The sequence below is a fragment of the 'Camptotheca acuminata' phytoplasma genome, from assembly GCF_041276565.1.
In the GTDB taxonomy this organism is placed as follows: Bacteria; Bacillota_I; Bacilli_A; order Acholeplasmatales; family Acholeplasmataceae; genus Phytoplasma.
This window is the reverse complement of the sequence record NZ_JBGGGR010000056.1, coordinates 1-22,431: the sequence shown is the minus strand read 5'-3', so window position 1 is coordinate 22,431 and position 22,431 is coordinate 1. Positions and strand designations below refer to the sequence as shown.

The window sequence follows — 22,431 nt, the reverse complement described above, 5'->3', positions numbered from 1 at the left end:
CTTCTTTTTTTTCTTTTTCTTTTTGTTTTTGTTTTTTGTCATTTTGTAATATTTGTAATTTTTGTTGAATATTTTCATATTTAATCATATTTAAAATTAGTTCATAAAAATCTTGTGGTTTTTTTTGTTGTGATTTTGTTTGTTTATATAATCCTAAAAACAATCCTTTTTGGTCTAAAAAAATTTTTTTTGTAAATTTTTCTTCTGGATTAACCGAATGCGGAATATTGAATTCTATAACAAAATAATTGCCCAAATCTAAAGATTGATCGTCTTTTAGATTTTGTTGTTCGTCGCTATAATGAATATAACAAAGATAATAAAATATAGAATTAGAGGTTATTATATAATTAAGTTCCTCAGCTGGATCTTGTTTTGGTGCAGAAATTCCTATAAAAGCCCAATCTTTATTAAAAAATATTTTATTATTTTTCCCTTTAATAGAAATAGGTAAATATTTTGTATCATAGGAATTATAATTATCACTTACAATACCTTCTTGAAAAGATTCTGTATTTCCTTCTTGGTTATCCAAATTAAAAGCGTATACAGTTTCTCCTTTTTTGAAATAATGAGTTGATAATTCAAAAGTTTTTTCTTTAATCTCATTAGTTGTTTCTTTAATCTCATTAGTTGTTTCTTTAATCTCATTTTTCTTAAATATCTGTTTAATTTGTTTTTGAATTTTTTGTATAGATTTGTCTTTTTTTTCTAATTCATTAAATTTTTCAATTAAACTAAGATCATTTTTTGGACTAATTTCTTTATAATGGTTTTCTGTAATTTTATCCTTATTTAACATAAATAAAAATACATAATAAGAAAATAAAAAAAATAAAAATATAATAATAGCTAATTTTATTTTATTTTTGTTTAATGAGTCCATAATAATATATTTTATCATTAATATTTATATCCCAAACATGGAAAAATTTTAATTTTAAATATACGAGAAAGTCGGACATAATAAAGAAATTAATTTTTTTTATAAAAATTTTAATTTTATTGTTGACATTTGTAAAAAAAAATATAAAATAATATTGGCAGTCATATTATGTGAGTGCTAAAAAATAAAGAAATAAATAATGAATAATTAGAGGTGCTAAATTGCTTTCTAATCGTAAGAGATTAATTTTGAAAGCTATTGTAGAAAATTATTCCAAAGAAGAAAAACCAGTAGGTTCAAAGTTATTATCTCAAGTGCCTTATTTAAAATTTTCTAGTGCTACTATTCGTTATGATATGTATCAATTAGAAAAAAGAGGTTATTTAGAAAAAACTCATACATCTAGTGGAAGAATTCCTTCTTTAAAAGGTTATGTTTTTTATTTAAATAATTTAATAACTCGTAAACAAGAAATTATTGAAATTTTTTTCTTATTCGAAAAAATAGTTCATCGAAAAAACTTAGATAAAGAAAGAATAATTCAAGAAATTTTAAAATTAGTATCTCAATTAACTAATCACGTAATCATCAATATAAAACCTGATATTTTAAAAGCGAGTCAAGTAAAAAAAATTGATTTAATTTTTGTTAATTCACAGCAAGCAGTCATTTTAATTTTGACTAATAAAGGGAATTTACAATATCAAAATATTTTTTTTGATAAAGAACAAAAATTAATTGAAAAAGATTTAAGAGAAATTATTGAAGTTTTTAATTATTTGTTAGTTGGTAAATATTTAGATCAAGTTTTAGAAATTATTCAAAGTCGCGTTTTTAAAGAAAAAATAATTAAAAACATCGAATATAAAGAAGAATTAATTCAATTTTTTTTAGATTCTTTTTATAATTTATTAGTTAATAACGCTTCTGTTTACGGTGTATCGAATTTTTTAGAATTTTATAAAGATAAAATTACTGCATCTGTCAAAGATGTTTATGATATTTTGGATAAAGGTAAATTAATTAATTTTTTTTTCGATTCAAAGAAAGCTACTTTAAAATTAGCTAATCAGATAAGTTTAATTCCTTATAAAAAATTTATTTTTTTATCAATTCCATATAATATTAATGAAAATGAAAAAGGATTTATTGCTGTTTTAGGTTTTGATATTGTAAAATATCAAGAAATTATTCCTATTTTGGAATACTTATCAGCTCATATATCGCATTTATATGAAAAAAATAAAATTTAACAAAGGTGGTTTTAATGTCTATTAACGAAAAAGAAAACAAAACAGAAGAACAAATTGAAGAAAACAATGACAAAGAACAAGAATTAAATTCTAATTCTGAAGAAGGTTCTAAAAAAGAAGACAAAAACAAAGAAGAACATGGTTCTGAAAATGAATCTTTTTTAAATGATAAAAACACAGATGAATTAAAAGAGATGATTAAAAATTTAGAAAATGAAAACAAAAAACTAAAAAAAGAATTATCTCAAACAAATGATAATTGGCACAATGATAAATTAAAAAATCAAGCAGATTTAGATAATTTTCAAAAAAGAATTCAAAAAGAAAAAGATAATTATTTAAAATATTCTTCTATGAATTTAATTAGTAATCTTTTAGTTCCTTTAGAACAATTAGAACAAGTGGTTGAAATGCAGTACGTTGAACCCGTATTAAAAAATTTTTTATCTGGTTTTAAAATGATTAATAAACAGATTAAAGATATTTTAAATAAAGAAGGTGTTCAAGAAATTAAAGCTTTAGGCGAAAAATTTGATCCTAAAGTACATCATGCTATAGAAAAAGTATTTGATAAAGATCAACCTAATGAAATAAATATTGCAGTTTTACAAAAAGGTTTTTTATATAAAGATTTAGTTATAAAACCAGCTATGGTTAAAGTAAATGAATGGAGTGAAAAAGAAGAAAATGAAAACAAATAAAATTATTGGAATCGATTTAGGAACTACTAATTCTTGTGTTTCTGTAATGGAAGGTAAAGAAGCGAAAGTTATTATTAATTCAGAAGGCGGAAGAACTACTCCTTCTATCGTGGCTTTTAGAGGCGAAGAAATTTTAGTAGGTGAAGTTGCTAAAAGACAAATGTTGACTAATTTAGATACAATAGTATCTATTAAAAGACATATGGGAGATAACGATTTTACAGTTGATGTTAAAGGTAAAAAATATACTCCTCAAGAAATTAGTGCAATGATTTTAAGAAGTTTAAAAAAACAAGCAGAAGATTATTTAGGAGCAGAAGTAACTCAAGCGATTATTACTGTGCCTGCTTATTTCAATGATGCTCAAAGACAAGCTACTAAAGACGCAGGAAAAATTGCTGGTTTAGAAGTAAAAAGAATTATCAATGAACCAACAGCTGCAGCTTTAGCTTATGGTATCGATAAACAAAACACAGAACAAAATATTTTAGTTTTTGACTTAGGTGGTGGAACTTTTGACGTTTCTGTTTTAAATTTAGCAGAAGGTAATTTTTCAGTTTTATCAACTGCTGGCGATAACCTTTTAGGTGGAGATGATTTCGATAACAAAATTATTGATTTTTTACTACAAGAAATCAAAAAAGAACATTACATTGATTTAAGATCAGATAGATCAGTAATGCAAAGATTAAAAAGTTCTGCTGAAAACGCTAAAAAAGAATTAAGTAACGCAATGTCAGCTCAAATTTCTTTACCATTCTTAACAATGGTTCAAACTAAAGAAGGAGCGAATTCAGTTCAAAAACCTATTCATTTTGAATACAATTTAACAAGAAACAAATTTAACGAATTAACACAAGATTTAGTTGATCGTTGTTTAATTCCTTTAAGACGTGCTTTAAAAGACGCTGATATTGATACAAACCAAATTCATCAAGTTCTTTTAGTAGGTGGTTCTACTAGAATTCCTGCTATTCAAGAATTAGTAAAAAAAGAATTAAATAAAGATACTTTAAATAAAAGTATTAATCCTGATGAAGTAGTTGCTATGGGTGCTTCAATTCAAGGTGGTATTTTATCTGGTGATGTTAAAGATGTTGTTCTTTTAGATGTAACTCCGCTTTCTTTGGGAATAGAAACTTTAGGAAACGTTTTTACTAAATTAATCGAAAGAAACACAACAATACCGACAACAGCGAAACAAGTTTTTTCTACTGCAGAAGATAACCAACCTTCAGTTATTATTCATGTTTTACAAGGTGAAAGACCTTTAGCAAGAGAAAATAAAACTTTGGGACGTTTTAGTTTAGATAATATTCCACCTGCTCCAAGAGGGATTCCACAAATAGAAGTTACTTTTGATATCGATGTTAATGGGATTGTTTCTGTTAAAGCGAAAGATTTAGGAACAAACAAAGAACAAAAAATTACTATTTCTGGAAATGGTTCTTTAACAGAAGAAGAAATTCAAAGAATGATTAAAGAAGCTGAAGAACATGCAGAATCTGATAGAATCCAAAGAGAAAAAATTGACACTCTTAATGAAGCAGATAATTTAATTTTCCAAACTAAAAAATCTTTAGATACACTTAAAGATGAAATCAAACCAGAAGAAAAAACTAAAATCGAAGAACAAATTAAAGATTTAGAAGAAGTTATTAAAAAAGAAGATGTAGCGCTTATCAAAGAAAAAATGCAAACTTTAGAAAAAGAAGCACAGTCTATATCTGTGAGAGCTTACCAAAAAGAACAAGATAACAAAAAAGACGCTCCGAATGCTAACGAAACAGCTAACAATCAATCTATTAATGAAGAAAAAGTAGTTGATGCAGATGTTGAAGAAAACAAATAATTTTATCTTAAAAATTTAAAACCAAAATAAGAACCAAAAAAAGATTAACTTCTTTTTTTGGTTTATTTATTAATTATGTTAAAATAAAATTATAGGAGTATTAGTTAGTATCATGAGTGTAAAAAGGGATTATTATGATGTTTTAGGCGTTCCTAAAAATGCTGATTTAAACACAATCAAAAAATCTTATCGTATGCTTGTTAAAAAATATCATCCAGATGTTTCTAAAGAAACAAACGCAGCCGAAAAATTTAAAGAAGTCCAAGAAGCTTATCAAGTTTTAAGCAACGAAGAAAAAAGAAGCAATTACGATCGTTTCGGACATCAAGATAATTATAATAATTTCGGTGGAGGCAGTGGTGGCGGTTTCCAAGATTTCGGTCAAGAATTTAGTTTTGATGATATTTTTGACGGTTTTTTTGGGAATAGAAAACAAAGTTCACAATCACGTAATAATTTTGAAACAGATGATAAACATGTAGAAATTCAAATTGATTTTTTAGAGGCATGTTTAGGAACAGAAAAAGAAATTCAATTCAAAATTGAAGAAGATTGTGGTCAATGTAAAGGGACAGGAGCACAAAGTTTAAAAGATTTACAAAATTGTGCTTACTGTAACGGAACAGGTTATATTAAAAGAACTCAATCTACTTTTTTAGGAAATATTTCGACTAAACAAGTATGTTCGCATTGCCATGGAGTAGGTCAAAAAATTTTAAAAAAATGTTCTTTTTGTAAAGGTTCTCAAAGAGTTTCAAATTTACAAAAAATTAAAATTTCTATTCCAGCAGGAATCGAAGATAAAATGACTATCAAAATGCCTAATAAAGGTAACGGAGGTCATTTAGGTTCTTATAATAGCGATTTATATATTCTTGTTAAAATTAGACCTCACGATACTTTTACTAGAGAAAAACAAGATATTATTTCTGTTTTCCTGATTAATTTTTATGATGCTATTTTAGGTAATACTTTTAGTGTTCCTACTATTTATGGAGAAATTAATTTAAAAATACCTGAAGGTACTCAAACCCATACTAAATTTAAAATCAAAAATAAAGGTGTACCTTATTTAAATTCTTCTTATCGTAAAGGGGATCATTATGTTATTGTTAAAGTTAAAATCCCTACTAAATTAACTAGTCATCAAAAAAAATTGATTCAACAAATCAAAGAATTAGATACATTTCAAGAAAACACAAAACAAAATAAATCTTGGTTTTTTAATTTATAATTTATAAAAAAAATTAATAAGAAAAATATTATTTTCTTTTTTGAAAAAAAGGTAGATAAGAAAAATGATTTTAGTAAAATATAATCAAAGAAATGATTTAAAACCTTATTTTTATTTTGCGCTTGAAGAATATATTTTAAATAATCTTGTAAAAAAAGATCAATTATTTTTTTTTCAATGGCAAATCAAAGGAATAGTAATCGGTAAAAACCAAATTATAGAAAATGAAGTCAATTTAGATTTTGTAAAAGAAAATAATATTGATGTTTTTAGAAGACAAACTGGTGGAGGATGTGTTTACAACGATCAAGGGACAATTATTTTTAGTATTGTTTCTTCTAAAAAAGATAAACAATTTAGTTTTAAAAAATCTTTATCTCAAGTTGTAGAAGCTTTACGTGAATTAGGCATAGATTTAAATTTAAGTTCAAGAAACGATATCCTTTTGAAAGATAAAAAAGTTTCTGGAAATGCTTTTTTACAAAACCAAAATGGTACTATTGTCCACGGTACTTTATTATATAATTGTGATGTTGATACCATGGTGCGTTGTATCACTCCTAATAAAGAAAAATTAATTTCTAAAGGAATCGAAAGTGTTTCCTCTCGAATTACTAATTTAAAACAACATTTAAACGGAATGACTCAAGAACAATTAATAAATCATTTAAATAATTTTTTAACTAATGAAGAATATGTTTTAAGTGATGAAGAAATAGCTACAATCAATAAAATGGCTGAAAAATACGCTTCTAAAGAATGGATCTTTGGAGAACATCCGCAATACGACAAAAAAATAAATAAACGTTTTGATTGGGGTTATATGGAAATTTTATTGTCTTTAAAAAAAGGGAAAATCGAAGAAATGTTTTTAAAAGGTGATTTTTTTCACAAAAATAATCAATTACCCTTGTTTTTAGATAAATTTAAAAACACTCCTTATAATGAAAATAATTTACAAGAAATTTTAAAAGATATTAATATTGGTGATTATATTTTAAATGCCACAAATGAAGATTTTTTATCTTTATTAAATGAAGGTATATTAAAAATATAAATATAATATTTGTATTTTTTGGAATTTCCAACAAAAGAATATATTTATATATTCTTTTTTTTATGCATTTTATGAAGAAATATTTTTTTAAATTTATCAGAAAAAAATTATTTAAAAAAATATAAACACTTATTTTAAATATGTAAAAATATTGTTATAATAATATTAATGATAGTGAAAATGTTATTATAATTTTTTTATGTTTTTTGAAAATGTAATTTTTCGATAATTAAAATATTTTTATGTTATTCCTTTTTTATTTTTTTTCAGGAAAGATATTTAAATTAAGTAAAGTTTTTTTGTATCTTTATAAGGAATATAAATGGTTTTTGCAGAATAAAAAAATATTTTGGAATAATTATATAAATTAAAAGAGGAACAACAAATGTTTTCTGTTCAAAACATTTATAAGAACTACGAATCATATAAAAATAAAAAAGTTTTTATTAATGGATGGTTGAGAAATTCTCGTTTTCAAAAAAAAATCTTTTTTTTTGATTTGAATGATGGTTCTTTTTTTAAAGATTTACAAGTAGTTTATAAAAATATTGAAGATTTAGAGTTTCAAAAAATTAAAGATAAATTACAGGTTGGAGTTTCATTACAATTAGAAGGACGTATAGTATTTACTCCTAATTTTTCAAATCCTTTTGAAATTTTAGCTAATAAGATAACTCTTTTAGGTCCTAATTACTCTAATTATCCTATTCAACCTAAAAAACATTCTAGAGAATTTTTACGTAAAGTTTTACATTTGAGATTAAGAACCAAACTTTTTGGAGCTGTTTTTAGAATCAGAAATATAGTAAGTTATGCTATTCATGAATTTTTTCGTCAAGAGGGATTCATATGGGCCCATACTCCTATTATTACTGCTAGCGACGGTGAAGGAGCAGGTGAATTATTTCAAGTTACTACTTTAAATTTAAATAAAATACCTTTAGATCAAAATAATGAAGTAGATTATAAAAAAGATTTTTTTGGAAAACCTTCTTTTTTAACTGTTACTGGTCAATTAGAAGGTGAAGCGATGGCCATGGCATTTTCCAAAATTTATACTTTTGGTCCAACTTTTCGAGCTGAAAATTCTAATACAACAAAACATATATCTGAATTTTGGATGATCGAACCAGAAATGGCTTTTTATGATTTACAAGATAACATTGCGTTAGCTCAAAAAATGATTCAATATGTTATTCGTTTTTGTTTAGAAAACAACAGAGAGGATTTTATGTTTTTAGAACAAAATGTAGAATCTAATTTAATCGAAAGATTAGAACAAGTAGCGAATTTAAAAAAATTTAAACAAATTACATATACAGACGCAATTAATATTTTAATTGGAAGTCAAATAAAATTTGAAAATAAACCTTTTTATGGCAGCGATTTGTTTTCTGAACATGAAAAATATTTAACTGATTTATTTCAAGAGCCTATATTTATTATTGATTGGCCGGTTGATATTAAAGCTTTTTATATGAAAAATAATTCTGATAATAAAACAGTAGCTGCTATGGATCTTTTAGTTCCTAAAATAGGGGAGTTGATAGGCGGTTCACAAAGAGAAGAGAAATTAGATATTTTAATAGATAAGATGAAACAATTTAATATTCCGAGAGAAGAATTAGATTGGTATTTGGACTTGCGTCGTTTCGGTAGTTGTGTTCATTCTGGTTTTGGTATAGGTTTAGAAAGATTGTTGATTTATTTAACTGGAATTGATAATATTAGAGATGTAATAGCTTTTCCAAGAACTTCTAAAAATATTTCTTTTTAACAAATAAAAAATATCAAATTAAAGGAAATTCAAATTATGGGAATCATATTAGAAAATGTTTCCAAAATTTTTGTCAATAAAAAAAATAAAAAAAAATATTATGCAGTTGATAAGGTTAATTTAAATATATCTACTGGCGAATTAGTTACTCTTTTAGGACCTTCTGGGTGTGGTAAATCTACACTTTTGTTTATGATCTCAGGATTAAGTGATGTTACTGAAGGACGTATTTTATTTGACGGAAAAGATGTTAATAAATTAACACCTGATAAAAGAGGAATTGGTTTAGTTTTTCAAAATTATTCTTTATATCCGCATATGACAGTTTTACAAAATATTTCTTTTCCTTTGCAAAATTTAAAATTTACACCTGAACAAATTAAAAAAGAAGTTGACAGAATTTCTGTTTTATCTTCTATTGAAGATATTTTAGATAAAAAACCTTCTGAATTATCAGGAGGACAACAACAAAGAGTCGCTATAGCAAGAGCTTTAATTAAAAATCCTAAAATTTTATTATTAGACGAACCTTTATCTAATTTAGATACTAAATTACGTTTAAAAATGAGAGATGAAATTAGAAGAATTCAAAAAAAGACTAAAATTACTGCTATTTTTGTTACTCACGATCAAGAAGAAGCAATGACAATTAGTGATAGGATTTATGTTATGGATAAAGGAACAATCCAACAAGCAGATATCCCTTCTCAAATTTATGATAATCCAGCTAACTTGTTTGTGGCTTCTTTTTTAGGAGTTCCGAATATTTCTGTTTTTGATGGTCAAATAGAAGATGATAAATTGATAATAAACAATAAAGTAGTTCAAAATAATCTTTTGTTTAAAAACATTGAAAATAAAGAAGTTCATGTAGGAACCAGACCAGAAGGATATATATTAGATGAAAACGGTCCTTTGGAAGTAGAAGCAATTAATTTAGAAAATATAGGAAGAGAATTATTTTTATTAGTTAAACATCCGAATTCTAATTATCCTAATTTTAAAATAATTGTTCCAAATGAAAAAAAAAATTTGTTAAATTTATCTAATATATACAAAAAAAAAATTAGATTTAGTATTTTAGAAAATAGATTTTTTCTTTTTGATAAAACAAACGGTAATAGGATTTTTATTAAATAATGAATTTTATAGATCAAAAAAAGAATAAAAGTTGGTTATATATAATATCTGGTCTTATTGTTTTAACTATTTTTATTTTTTTTCCTTTAACTCAAACTTTTATTATTTCTTTGAATAGCAATTATAATAAATTTGATAATTCATTAGGAATAAACAAAGGAGAATTATTTAGTTTAAAAAATTATATAAATGTTTTTAAGAATGAAGAATTTTTAATTGCTTTTAGAAATACTTTAATATTAGTTTTTTTGATAGTTCCTATTTCTGTGTTTTTTTCTTTGGGAGTTGCTTTGGTTTTAAACAGTATTAAAAACACTTTTTTTAAAAACTCTTTTAAAACCTTTTTTTTTCTGCCTTTAGTTTCTAATACAGTAATCATGGGGATGATTTTTAGTATTTTATTTTATTACAGTTATGGTATTTCTTCCAGACCAGAAGGTTTATTTAATTCTTTTATTGGTTTGTTTGGGATGAAACGTAGTGACTTCGTTACTCGTACAGCTCCTTTCACGAATAAAATGTTTGTTTTAGTTTTATATAATGTTTGGACTAAAGCTCCTTTTAAAATTTTTGTTTTTATTTTAGCTTTGCAAGAAATTGATAAATCATATTATGACGCTGCTAAAATCGATGGAGCTTCAAAATGGCGTATTTTTAAAAAAATAACTTTACCTTTGATTACTTCTGTTATTTTTTATCAATCTATTATAGAAATGTTGTCAGTTTTTAAAGAATATGAATCTGTTATTGGTTTGTTTGGTGACAACCCGCCTTATGAAATTCAAACAATAGTAGGTTATATTTATAAACAATTAAATATGTCAACTTTTGATTCGTTTTCTAAAGGCGCAGCTGCTTCTATTATATTGTTTTTAATTTCTATCGTATTTACGCTGATAAGTTTATCTATTTCAAACAAAAAAAATAAATAATTAAAGGTTTTAACAGTGAATAATATAAAAAATTATATTTCTCATTTTAAGAATTTTTTTAAGAACGAGATAAAAAAAATTACTTTTTCTGGTTTCATGAAATATTTTTTTTTATTTTTGGTTTCTTTTCTATTTTTATTACCCTTTTATTTAATGTTTATTACAGCTCTAAAAACGCCTAATGATATTATTGTTAACAACGCTTTATCTTTACCAAAAGAGGGATGGCGTTGGTATAATTATGTAAAAGCTTTTAAGGATACTCAATTTCTTCAATATTTTTGGAATACTTTTGTTGTTACTTTTTTTTCTACTATTTTAGGTACTTTTTTTTGTATTTTGTTATCTTTTCCTTTAAGTATGTTTAATTTTAAATTTAAATCCGCTGTCTTATTTCTTTTATTATTAAGTTTAATGACAACAAGTGAAATTTTAGTAATACCTAATTATAGAACAGTTGCGAATTTAGGGTTAGTTAATTATGGCAGAGGGGCTGAAGTTCCTTTTGGTGATTATATTGCGATGATTTTCCCTTATTTAATTAATGTTGTTCATGTTTTTTTATTAATTCGAACTTTTAATAATGTTCCTAAAGAATTATATTATAGTGCTAAAGTTGATGGTGCTAGTGATTGGCAATATCTTTGGAAAATATTAGTTCCTGTAGTAAAATCCACTATTATTGTTATTATGATTTTTAGAATAGTAGGAGTTTGGAACGCATATGCATGGCCAGATTTAGTTGGCGGAAAATTATTAACTAATATGTCAAGAAAAAGTTTTGGACCAGATCCCGACATAGAATCTTTAAATATACAAATGGCTAGCGCTGTATTAATCAATATACCTTTATTTTTGATTTTTATTTTTTTCAATAAATATATTGTTTCAGGAGACAACCAAAGTGGTATTAAAGGATAAAACTCAAAATTTTTTATTTGTTTTTGGATTTTTCTTTCTTTTAATTATGTATGTTTTTATCCAAAATTATTTTTGTAGTCTTCGTTATTCTTCTGATGGAAAAACATATAAAGCTAATTTAGAAAAACATTTAAAAAAATTTAAATCAACGGAGGAATACGAAAATCAATTCAGAGACAAAAGTAAACCACATATTTATATTAATTTTTGGCATAATTTGTATAAAGATGAGGAAGAATTATTTATACAAATTATTGAAGGATTCCAAAAAAAATATCCTCAAATTAAAATCGTTCTTAGTAATAAAGAAAATTGGGGTCAAATTTTAAAAAATGTTTCTAATGCTTTAAATGTTAATAAACAACCCAATTTAGTTTTTTCTTATCCTGATCATATAGAATTTTATTCTAAATCGAATAAATTAATTCCTTTGAATATTTTCACAAAAAAAGAAAAAGAATTAAAAGAAGAAAATCCAAGTTTTACAAATCTTCTTGACATAGAGAAACATTTTAAAGAAGGTTATATCCCAACACATAATTTCGGAGATGGAGAAAAATATTATTATTTACCTTTATTAAAAACGCATGAAATTATGTTTTACAATAAAAACAAAATAAAAGAATTTAAAGACGAAATTGAAAAAGAATTTAAAGAAGAATTTGAAGAAGAAGAAATAATAGATCTGAAAACAGGTGAAATAAAAACACAGCTAACTTGGGATCAAATGAAAAAAATATGTAGAATTATGAAAGAAAAAAAAGGACAAAATTTTATTCCTATATTAGTTGATTCAGAAGATAATTTGTTTATTATTAGTTTAGAACAAAATAAAAATGACAAAATAAATTATCCTTCCGAAACAAATTCATTAGAAAAATTTTTCCAAGACTCTGGTACTCAAGACAGAATTTCGTATTTCAAGGAAAACTTTGGCCAAAGAGAAAAAGAATATTTGACTTTTAGTAAATTATCTGGCGAATATGTAATTCCTAAATTAATGAAAGATGATAATATATGTTTTTACATTACTTCCACAAGAAGGTTAGAAAATTTATGTGATATTAAAAACAGCGATATCACTTGGATACCTAAAAGAGAAGGAGACGAAGATAAAAATATTTTACAAGGCCCAAATGTAAATTTATTTTTTTCTGAAGATAATGATAAAAATTTAGCTTCCTGGTTTTTTTTAAAATATTTATCATCTTTTGAAACTTATAAAAAATTATTAAGAGAAGGCAAGATGTATGATAATATTTATAAAGTAGAAAACGAAGAGGAAGAAAAAAAAGACATTAACGAAATATTAGATTCAGAATTAGAATCACCAGATAAAAAAGGCACTTTTAAAAGACAATTTCAAAAACTTATTAGAACAAATTTAAACAAGAAATTAGAAGACGCTAAACAACATCAAAAAGATTATTTTTTCACTAGTCCTATTTTTCAAAATTCTAATTATTTAAGAACTGTTATGACAGATTTAATTTTAAAAATTTTTTCGATGGAATCATATGATAAAACCAAAATAGGTGAATTATTTGAAGATGCTTATAAAAGATTAATAACAATTTAAAAAATTGTTAAACACTAAAACAAAATTAAAGTTTTTTTAAAACGGAATTGATTTTTAATTAAAAAAAAAAAAAAAACATTTTAAATTTAAAATTTATTATATATAAAAAATTTTTTATATAATTTATAAATAAAATAATTAAATTTATTAATAAAATATTAATTAGATTATAAAAAAATAATTTTTTATATAATAAAAATAAAAGTAGATTTTATTTTACTTAAAAGATAATTTTTGAATTTAATTATTTATAATAAAAAAAGGATTTTATATTAAAATGAAATTTATTAAAAAACAAATAGAAAAATTTGACACAATTATTATTCATGGTCACAAAAGACCTGACGGAGATTGTTATGGCTCGCAATTAGGATTAAAAAATATGATCCAAACTACTTATCCAAATAAAAATGTTTATGTTGTAGGCGAAGAAGAACCTAAAATATCTTTTTTAGGAAAAATGGATCATATTAGTGATGATCTTTATAAAGAAGCTTTAGTTTTTGTTGTTGATTCAGCTCAACATTCTGTTATTAGTGATCCTCGTTATAAATTATCTAAAATGATTATCAGAATTGATCATCATTTATTTATCGAAAAAATAGGCCATTATGAATGGATAGATAGTGAATTCGCATCTTGTTCTGAAATGATTTATCATTTAAAAGAATTTAATAATTTTAAATTAACAAAAGAAGGCGCTTTACCTATTTATACAGGTATTGTTACAGATACAGGTGATTTTCGTTTTGATAGAGTAGATAAAAAAACTTTGTCTATGGCTAGTTCTTTATTGGAATATGGTTTTAATGTTTCTGATATAGATAAACAAATTAATTCTCAAAGTGTTAATATTTTAAAATTTAAAGGTTTTGTATGTAGTAATTTTGTATCTGAAGACGGTTTGATTTATTTTAAATTTTCAGAAGAAATGCTAAAACAATTTGATTTAAATGTTGACACAGCTTTTTCAATTGTTAATATTTTATCAGGAGCAAAACCTAATTTATTATGGGCTTTTATCTGTGAATTAAAAAGCGGAAATTGGAAATTTAGTATTCGTTCACATGGTCCTCAGATAAGTCCTATCGCTCATAAATTTGGTGGTGGCGGACACGAAAGAGCTTGTGGCTTAATTGTTAAAACTGCAGATGAAGTTGATGAAGTTATTAGACTTTTAAAAAAATCTATTCAAGAATTTCACAAACAAAATAATTAAAATATTTGATTATATTTAATAATTAAAATAAGGAAATAAAAATGTTGGAAAATGATACTATAGCAGCTATTGCGACTCCTATGGGTGTAGGTAGTATTAGCGTAATAAGAATTAGCGGTTCAGAAGCTATTCAAAAAATTAGTGAAATTTTCTTAAATAGAAAACAAAAAAATTTATTAGAAGTTTCTACACATAGTATTCATCATGGTTTTATTTTAGACGAAAAAAAATCTATTTTAGACGAAGTTTTAATTTCTGTTTTTAAAGAACCTCATTCATTTACTGGTGAAAATGTTATCGAAGTACAAGGACACGGTGGTATTTTGATAACGCAAATGATTTTAGAAAGAATTTTATCTTTAAATATTCGTTTGGCTCAACCAGGTGAATTTAGCAAAAGAGCTTTTTTGAATAATAAAATAGATTTGGTTCAAGCAGATTCGATTATGGATTTGATTTTCGCTCAAAACGAAAACGCTGTTAAATTATCAAATTTAGGATTACATAAAAAAACTTCTAAATTAATAGAAGATTTAAGCGATCAGATTATAGACCTTATTGGGAAAATAGAGGTTAATATTGATTATCCTGAATACGATGATATTGACGTGATGACTAACGATATTATTTTGCCTCAAACTCAAAACCTAATCGAACAAATGGAACAAATTTTATTTTTTTCGAAAAAAAATCGTTTTGTTAAAGACGGAATTAAAGTTTTAATTGTTGGAAAACCTAACGTGGGAAAATCTAGTTTGTTAAATGTCTTGTTAGATGAACAAAGAGCTATCGTATCTGATATTCCAGGAACAACAAGAGATTATATAGATGGTTCTGTGAATATCGACGGTGTTAATTTATTTTTGATTGACACAGCAGGAATTCGTCAAACAGGAGATCGATTAGAACAAATAGGTGTCGAAAATACTAAAAAACTTATTCAAAAAACAGAGTTAATATTACTTTTATTAGATCAAAGTAAGGATTTAGAAGAAGAAGACAAAGTTTTATTAGAATGGACTAAACAATATCCTAGGATTGTTGTAGCTAGTAAATCAGATTTATCAAATAAATTCGATTTAGCTTCAATAAAAGAACCTATTGTTAATATTTCTAATAAAAATCAATCTGGAATAGAAGAATTAAAAAAAACTATTTTACAAAAATTTCAATTAGAACAATTACAAAATAAAGACTTTAATTATTTATCTAATGTTAGACATATTCAACAAATAGAAATTTCTTTAAAAGCTTTAAAAAATATTATTTCGGATATAGAAAAAAAAGTTACTATTGATTTACATACAATCAATTTAAAAGAAGCTTTTTTCGCTTTAGATAATATTTTAGGTAAAAATGTACCAGATCGCTTAATCAATGAATTATTTTCTAAATTTTGTTTAGGTAAATAACGTTTATATAAAAAAATCAAAAAGGAATTATAATTTCATGATGATTAATATCAGATTTGTTAACGATTTAACTCAAAAATTTCCTAAAGGAACTAGTGTTTCGGAAATCATTAAAGAAAATAAAAATTTTTTTAAAAAAATTCCTGTAGCAGCTTATTTTAATCATCAGTTAATTGATTTAAATAAATCTTTAGATGAAGACGGTTTGTTAGAAGTTATTGATATAGAAAATGAAAAAAGCCAAATTATCTTAAATCATAATACAAGTTTATTAATGGCACAAGCGATTCAAATTATTTATCCGGAAGCGTTATTAGTTTCAGGATCAGTCAATGATGAAGGTTTTTATTATGAAGTTGATTTTCAAAATACTACTTTTTCTTCTGATAATTTAGATCAAATAGAAGAAAAAATGCATCAAATTTCAGATCAAAAATTAGAAATCAAAAAAGAAAAAATGACTTCTGAACAAGCTTTAAAATTATTTTCGAATAACAAATACAAAAAAACATTAATAAATAAAAATTTAAATTCAGAATATATTGATATTTATTCTTCTGAAGGTTTTCAAGATCTTTATTTTTCAAGTGTTCATTTAATTAATACTCATATTATGAAATATTTTAAATTATTAAAAATATCAGGGACTTATTTCGAAGGAAATAATAAAAACTCTATTTTAACAAGAATTTACGGAACTGCTTTTTTTAATAAAAAAGATTTAAAACAATATTTAAATATATTAGAAGAACGAAAAAAAAGAGATCACAAACATATCAATAAAGAACAAAATTTTTTTATGTTTTCTTCTGAAGCAGGTTTAGGATTACCTTTTTGGTTACCAAAAGGAGCTACTATTCGTCGTATTATCGAAAGATATATCGTTGATAAAGAAACAAATTATGGCTATCAACATGTTTTTACTCCTATTTTAGCTAATACTAAATTATACGAAACATCTGGACATTTAAAATTGTATAAAGAAAATATGTTTCCGATCATGGATTTCCCTAACGAAGAAAAATTTGTTTTACGTCCTATGAACTGCCCACATCATATGATTATTTTTAAACAAAAATTACGCAGTTATAAAGAATTACCTTTTAAAATAGCAGAATTAGGTATGATGCATCGTTATGAACATTCAGGAGCTGTTTCAGGATTACAAAGAACGAGAGAAATGACTTTAAATGATGCTCATATTTTCATTACTCAAGAACAAATTAAAGAACAATTTTCTGAAATTATTCAACTTATTTTAGAAGTTTATAAAGATTTTGATATTACTGAATATAGTTTTAATTTAAGTATAAGAGATATTCAAAATAAAAATAAATATTTCGGTAATGATGAAATATGGGAAAAATCAGAGTCTTTATTAAGAGAAATTTTAGAAGAATCAAATATCAAATATAAAGAAGTTCAAGGTGATGCAGCTTTTTACGGACCTAAATTAGATATTCAAGTTTTAACAGCAGCCAAAAACGAAGAAACTTTATCTACGATTCAATTAGATTTTTTATTACCTCAAAGATTTGGTTTAACTTATATAGATTCTGATAATAAAGAACGTACTCCGATTTTAATTCATCGAGCTGTTATTTCTACTTTAGAAAGATTTGTTTCTTTTTTTATAGAGAAAAATAAAGGTTTTTTTCCTTTATGGCTCGCACCAGTACAAATTAGTTTGATGCCTGTTAATAATCAATTTCATTTAGAACATACTAAAAAAGTTAAAGATATTTTAAATAAAAATAATTTTAGAACAGAATTAAATGATAAAGAAGTTAGTTTAGGATACAAAATACGAGAAGCACAAAAAAATAAAATTCCTTTTCAAATTGTTATTGGAGATAAAGAAGTTAATAGTAATTCATTAACGATTAGAAGATATCAAAGCGATAAACAAGAAATAATAGAATTTCCTGAGTTTATTCAAATGTTGAATCAAATGGTTATAAATAAAGAAACAACTATTTAATAAAAAAATATTAAATAAATTATAAAAAAAAAAAAAAAACAATTAATTATGAAAATGATTAACTGTTTTTTTTTTTTTTTTATTTTTGGAATTGACTTCTATAAAGGTTATAATAAATTCCTTTTTGGTTTAATAATTCTGTATGACTTCCTTGTTCGACAATTTCACCTTGTTGTAACACTATAATTAAGTCAGCATTAACAATAGTAGATAAACGATGAGCGATTATAAAAGATGTTTTATTTTTGATTAATTCTTTAATAGATTCTTGAAGAATTAATTCTATTTGAGTATCTATAGTCGAAGTAGCTTCATCTAAAATTAAAATAGAAGGTTCGTGTAATAAAGTTCGAGTAATTGTTATTAATTGTTTTTCTCCTTGAGATAAATTATTAACTTCTTCGTTAATAATAGTTTGGTATCCTTGTTTTTTTGACATAACGAAATTATGTAATTGAGTTTTTTTAGCTATTTCTATTATTTCTTCATCTGTTTTATCTGGATTACCATATTTAATGTTTTCTAAAATAGTACCTTTAAATAACCAAATATCTTGTATTATAACACCAACAATTTTTCTTAAATTTTCTTTTTTTAAATTTTTGATATCTATACCGTCAATCTTTATAGAACCTTCATTAATTTCATAAAATCTAGTTAATAAATTAATTAATGTTGTTTTTCCTGAACCAGTAGCTCCTACAATAGCTATTTTTTGATTCTTTTTCACAGATAAACTCATATTTTTGATAACAAGGTTATTTTTATAATAACCAAAAGAAACATTATTAAAATTAACATTACCTTCGACTTTATCTAAAGTAATAAGATTTGGATTTTCTTTTTCTTCGTATTCGTATAAAAATTCAAATATATTGGAAATAGCTGTTTTAGCAGAAGGAATAACAACAAAAACTTGGCTCAATTCATTTACAGGATTACTTAAACGCCAAACATATTGAATACAAACATGAAAAATACCCAATTCAAGAGCTCTAAAACCTAATTTTCCTAAAAATGAAGGTATTTCGCTAGGTTGTTTATTTAATAAAGAAGCACCCGCAAGAATAACGAAAACTAATACAATATATACTAAAGAATTAATAATAGTGACCGTTAAATTAGATAAAAAATTAGATTTAAAATTTAATTTTGATAAACTTTGATTAATTTCTTCGAATTCTTTAATACTGTTTTCTTGTTGATTGTATAAAACAATTTCTTTATGACCAGTTAATTTTTCTTGTAAAAAACCGTTGTATTCAGATGTTTTATCGAATTTGTCAATATAAATATTACGTGTTTTTTTGTTAATATAAGAAATAACCATAAGAGAAGCAGGAACCATTGAAAATATAATAATTCCAAAACGCCAATTAACCGAAAATATAAAAACAAATAATATTGCTATGTTGAAAAAAGCATAAATCATAGAAGCAAAAACTTGTTGTAAAGTATTTGAAATAATATCGATATTATTAGTGATTTTATTCATAATATTTCCGATAGTATTTTGTTCAAAATATTTAATAGGTAATTTATTAATTTTTGTATAAATATCTTGACGCATATTTTGAATACTTTTATGTACAGAAGATATAAAAAAATTATTATAAATTATTTTTCCAACAGCAGCTATAAAATATAAACCTAAAGTTAAGCCTAAATATTTAACAATATGTGTTTTATATTCTTTTTCAGTATGAATGTATGTTTTTTTACTTTGTTCTTCGATAAATTCCCACACTAATTTTCCTTTTATTATAGGAACAGAACATTGAATCGCACAAACTATAAAAATTAAAATAATTCCAAAAATTAATCTTTTTTTAAAAGGTTTTAAATAATATAATATTTTTTGCATGTTATAAAACCTTTTCTGTTATATTTTGAGAAAAAGCAATACTTTGATATAAAGGTGAATTTTTCATTAATTCTTTATGTTTTCCGATATCGACTATTTCGCCTTTATCTAAAACAATAATTTTATCAGCGTCTAAAATAGAAGTTAATCTTTGGGCAACTATTATAATAATAGAATTCTTGTTATTAGAAAAAAAAGATCTTCGAATAGCTAAGTCGGTTTTATAATCTAAAGCGGAAAAAGAATCGTCGAAAATATAAACATCAGGTTGTTTCAAAAAAGCTCTTGTGATCGAGATTCTTTGTTTTTGACCCCCAGATAAATTATTTCCTAATTCACTTATTGGAGCTTGTAATTTTTTTTCCTTACTTTGAATAAATTCATATGATTGTGATATTTTAGTTTGTTCTAAAATTTCTTCTTCGTTAGCGTTTTCTTTTCCGAATAATAAATTACTTAAAATAGTTCCTTTAAATAAAATATTTTTTTGAGAAACAAAACCAATTTTATCTCTTAACACTTTGAAATCATAATTTTTAATATCTATTCCGTTGATTTCTATGTTTCCTTCAGTTGGATCTATTAAACGTGGAATCAAATCCATTAAAGTAGTTTTTCCTGATCCTGTTCTTCCTACGATAGCTATAATTTCTGATTCTTTTAATTGAAAATTAATATTTTTTAAAATAGGATCTAAAGTATTACGACTTTGAAAAGAAACATTTTTGAATTCTATTGTTTTGATTTTTTCTAATTTTAATTTTTCGTCGAAATTGTTTTCAATATAAGGTTTCATATTTAACAAAAGATTAATTTTTTTGATAGAGATCATTGTTTTAGGAACCAACATAAACAATAACAAGAAACTCAAAACATTAAATATAATATGCATATTATAATTTATAGCAATATATAAATCACTCATTGGTCCGCCGTCAAAAACTAATTGAGCGCCTATAAAAGTAGTTAAGATAATTGAAGCATTTAAAAATAAATAAAATATTGGTTCAACAGAAAGAACAGAATTAAATAATTTAATTGTTGAATTAGCATAACGAGAATTAGTTTTTTCAAAGTTTTTTTCTTCAACTTTTTCTTTATTTAAACTTCTGATTACTTTCATTCCCATTAAATCAGATCTAATTTTGTAATTGATTTGTTCTAATTCGGAATATTGTTTGAGTGATAAAAAAAAATTTTTTTTAATAATGAAAATTAAAAACAATATCAAAAAGAAAACGGTAAATATAATACCATAAGACATTGATGGATTAACGTTATAAATAAAATAGAAACAAATCATTAAAACAATAGGAGTACAAAAAACTGTTTTATAAAAACTAGTAATAAAATTAATTATTTGATTAATATTATAGATACTTCTGCTAACAATGTTAGCGATTCCTATTTCTTGTATTTCGGAAGTAGAAAAAGTATTTATTTTTTTGAAAACTTCAAAACTTAAATCTTTAAATATCAAAGAAGATACCTTGGAAATAGAAAAAATCATAGTCAAATTACCTAAAAAAATAAATACAACAACAAAACATAATGTTACAATAATTTTATTCATGTCACGTTCTGGTTTAGCTATAATTTCTCCGATTATATGAGGAACATATAATTCACAAGCGATAGTAACTATGAAAGATAAAATATTTAACAAAAATAATCTTTTATATTTGAAAATATATTTAAAAATTAATTGCATATCTTTCTTTGATCTAAATACTTTCTTAATTGATAATCAAAATAATCAAAAATTTTAAATTTGTGAAAATTAACTTATTATTAATTATTTTATCATTTTTTTAATAAAAAAAAGTTAATTAAAATCAACAATTATATAAATAATTTGTTTTATTATAATTAACTTTTAGTATTTAAAATCGATTTCTTTTTTGTGTTAAAGATTAAAAATTTTTGAAAATTAATTTCTTTTTTTTATTCTTTTAATTTTTGGTTTCAAGATTATTGTTATATGATGATAACTAATAAAGAAAATTATTATTTTAAATATTTGTAAAAGAAATTATTTCATATTTTGTATTTTTAAAACCAATAATTTATTTTTTTAAAATAATTTGAAAAAATATTTTTTATTTTTTTTATTCATTGTTTTCTTTTTCTTATGTTTTTTTATTAAATTCTTTTAATTGTTCTTCGTTAAATTTTTGGGCTTCGTCGGTTAATTTTAATTCAAGATTTTTAGTATAGAATCTTAAATATTGAAAAAAATAACTTTCAAACAAATTTATTCCACCATTTACATATGTAGAAATTTTATTTGAATCGGACATATCTACATATTTGAAAGAATCATTTGGATCATCTAAATTGTTTAAATCGTTTGAATAAAAATAAGGGCAATTAGAAAAAGTATCATTTTTGGAAAGATAATGTTCAATATTATTTTTTTCTTGTTGAGTTAATTTTGGATTATTTATTAATCTGTCTTTTATTTCATTATAATTTTTTAAAAAGAAGGTACTGAACCCGAAAACCGGTACCGCTTGTAAGTCCCACTTTTGAAAAAAAAACTTGCATTTTTTAAAAATGAATTAACAATTTTCAAAAAAACAAATAATTTTTTCAAAATCAAAACTATTTATTAATTGTTTTA

At 23.7% G+C, this 22,431-nt stretch carries 16 protein-coding genes and 1 pseudogene; 13 read left to right on the top strand and 4 right to left on the bottom strand.

Annotated elements, in window-relative coordinates:
- Positions 1-886 (bottom strand): annotated as a pseudogene (locus tag AB6A63_RS03045) (hypothetical protein); the annotation flags it as partial.
- 221 nt (positions 887-1,107) lie between these two features.
- Between AB6A63_RS03045 and hrcA the strand changes: the two are divergent.
- The 13 genes from hrcA to thrS all read left to right on the top strand — a co-directional run bounded on the left by hrcA (position 1,108) and on the right by thrS (position 17,944).
- A complete protein-coding gene (gene hrcA, locus AB6A63_RS03040) occupies positions 1,108-2,139 on the top strand; it encodes a heat-inducible transcriptional repressor HrcA (RefSeq protein WP_370431200.1) in 1,032 nt (343 codons plus the stop codon).
- A gap of 14 nt (positions 2,140-2,153) precedes the next feature.
- Positions 2,154-2,840, top strand: coding sequence for a nucleotide exchange factor GrpE (locus AB6A63_RS03035; protein WP_370431199.1), 687 nt, complete (start codon positions 2,154-2,156; stop codon positions 2,838-2,840).
- Positions 2,803-4,692: a molecular chaperone DnaK gene (gene dnaK / locus AB6A63_RS03030; protein ID WP_370431198.1), complete on the top strand. Its 1,890-nt coding sequence runs from the start codon at positions 2,803-2,805 to the stop codon at positions 4,690-4,692. The genes AB6A63_RS03035 and dnaK overlap by 38 nt, the downstream gene beginning before the upstream one ends.
- 112 nt (positions 4,693-4,804) lie before the next feature.
- Positions 4,805-5,926, top strand: a complete 1,122-nt coding sequence (dnaJ, locus tag AB6A63_RS03025) for a molecular chaperone DnaJ (protein WP_370431197.1) — start codon at positions 4,805-4,807, stop codon at positions 5,924-5,926.
- Positions 5,927-5,990: 64 nt separating this feature from the next.
- Positions 5,991-6,983 carry a lipoate--protein ligase gene (locus tag AB6A63_RS03020; RefSeq protein WP_370431196.1) on the top strand — a complete coding sequence of 331 codons (993 nt, stop codon included), beginning with the start codon at positions 5,991-5,993 and terminating at the stop codon, positions 6,981-6,983.
- 385 nt (positions 6,984-7,368) lie between these two features.
- Complete coding sequence (gene asnS, locus AB6A63_RS03015) at positions 7,369-8,760, top strand: asparagine--tRNA ligase (protein WP_370431195.1); 1,392 nt, start codon at positions 7,369-7,371, stop codon at positions 8,758-8,760.
- A gap of 36 nt (positions 8,761-8,796) precedes the next feature.
- Positions 8,797-9,900, top strand: a complete 1,104-nt coding sequence (locus tag AB6A63_RS03010; RefSeq protein ID WP_370431194.1) for an ABC transporter ATP-binding protein — start codon at positions 8,797-8,799, stop codon at positions 9,898-9,900.
- Positions 9,900-10,832 carry a carbohydrate ABC transporter permease gene (locus AB6A63_RS03005; protein WP_370431193.1) on the top strand — a complete coding sequence of 311 codons (933 nt, stop codon included), beginning with the start codon at positions 9,900-9,902 and terminating at the stop codon, positions 10,830-10,832. Before AB6A63_RS03010 ends, AB6A63_RS03005 begins: the two co-directional genes overlap by 1 nt.
- Positions 10,833-10,928: 96 nt before the next feature.
- A complete protein-coding gene (locus AB6A63_RS03000) occupies positions 10,929-11,753 on the top strand; it encodes a carbohydrate ABC transporter permease (protein WP_370431192.1) in 825 nt (274 codons plus the stop codon).
- Entirely contained in the window at positions 11,737-13,332 is a 1,596-nt protein-coding gene (locus tag AB6A63_RS02995; protein WP_370431191.1) for an extracellular solute-binding protein, read from the top strand. Before AB6A63_RS03000 ends, AB6A63_RS02995 begins: the two co-directional genes overlap by 17 nt.
- A gap of 277 nt (positions 13,333-13,609) precedes the next feature.
- On the top strand, positions 13,610-14,551 hold the full coding sequence (locus AB6A63_RS02990) for a DHH family phosphoesterase (RefSeq protein ID WP_370431190.1): 942 nt from the start codon (positions 13,610-13,612) through the stop codon (positions 14,549-14,551).
- Between the two features lie 41 nt (positions 14,552-14,592).
- The gene (gene mnmE, locus AB6A63_RS02985; protein ID WP_370431189.1) at positions 14,593-15,963 is read left to right on the top strand and encodes a tRNA uridine-5-carboxymethylaminomethyl(34) synthesis GTPase MnmE; all 1,371 of its coding nucleotides are present in this window, start codon (positions 14,593-14,595) and stop codon (positions 15,961-15,963) included.
- Positions 15,964-16,003: 40 nt separating this feature from the next.
- On the top strand, positions 16,004-17,944 hold the full coding sequence (gene thrS / locus AB6A63_RS02980; RefSeq protein WP_370431201.1) for a threonine--tRNA ligase: 1,941 nt from the start codon (positions 16,004-16,006) through the stop codon (positions 17,942-17,944).
- 79 nt (positions 17,945-18,023) lie between these two features.
- Here thrS and AB6A63_RS02975 read toward each other — a convergent pair whose 3' ends face one another.
- The 3 genes from AB6A63_RS02975 to AB6A63_RS02965 form a co-directional block, all read right to left on the bottom strand.
- Complete coding sequence (locus AB6A63_RS02975; protein ID WP_370431188.1) at positions 18,024-19,808, bottom strand: ABC transporter ATP-binding protein; 1,785 nt, start codon at positions 19,806-19,808, stop codon at positions 18,024-18,026.
- Between the two features lies 1 nt (position 19,809).
- Complete coding sequence (locus AB6A63_RS02970) at positions 19,810-21,519, bottom strand: ABC transporter ATP-binding protein (protein ID WP_370431187.1); 1,710 nt, start codon at positions 21,517-21,519, stop codon at positions 19,810-19,812.
- Between the two features lie 418 nt (positions 21,520-21,937).
- Positions 21,938-22,108: a hypothetical protein gene (locus tag AB6A63_RS02965; protein ID WP_370431186.1), complete on the bottom strand. Its 171-nt coding sequence runs from the start codon at positions 22,106-22,108 to the stop codon at positions 21,938-21,940.
- Between the last annotated feature and the right edge of the window lie 323 nt (positions 22,109-22,431).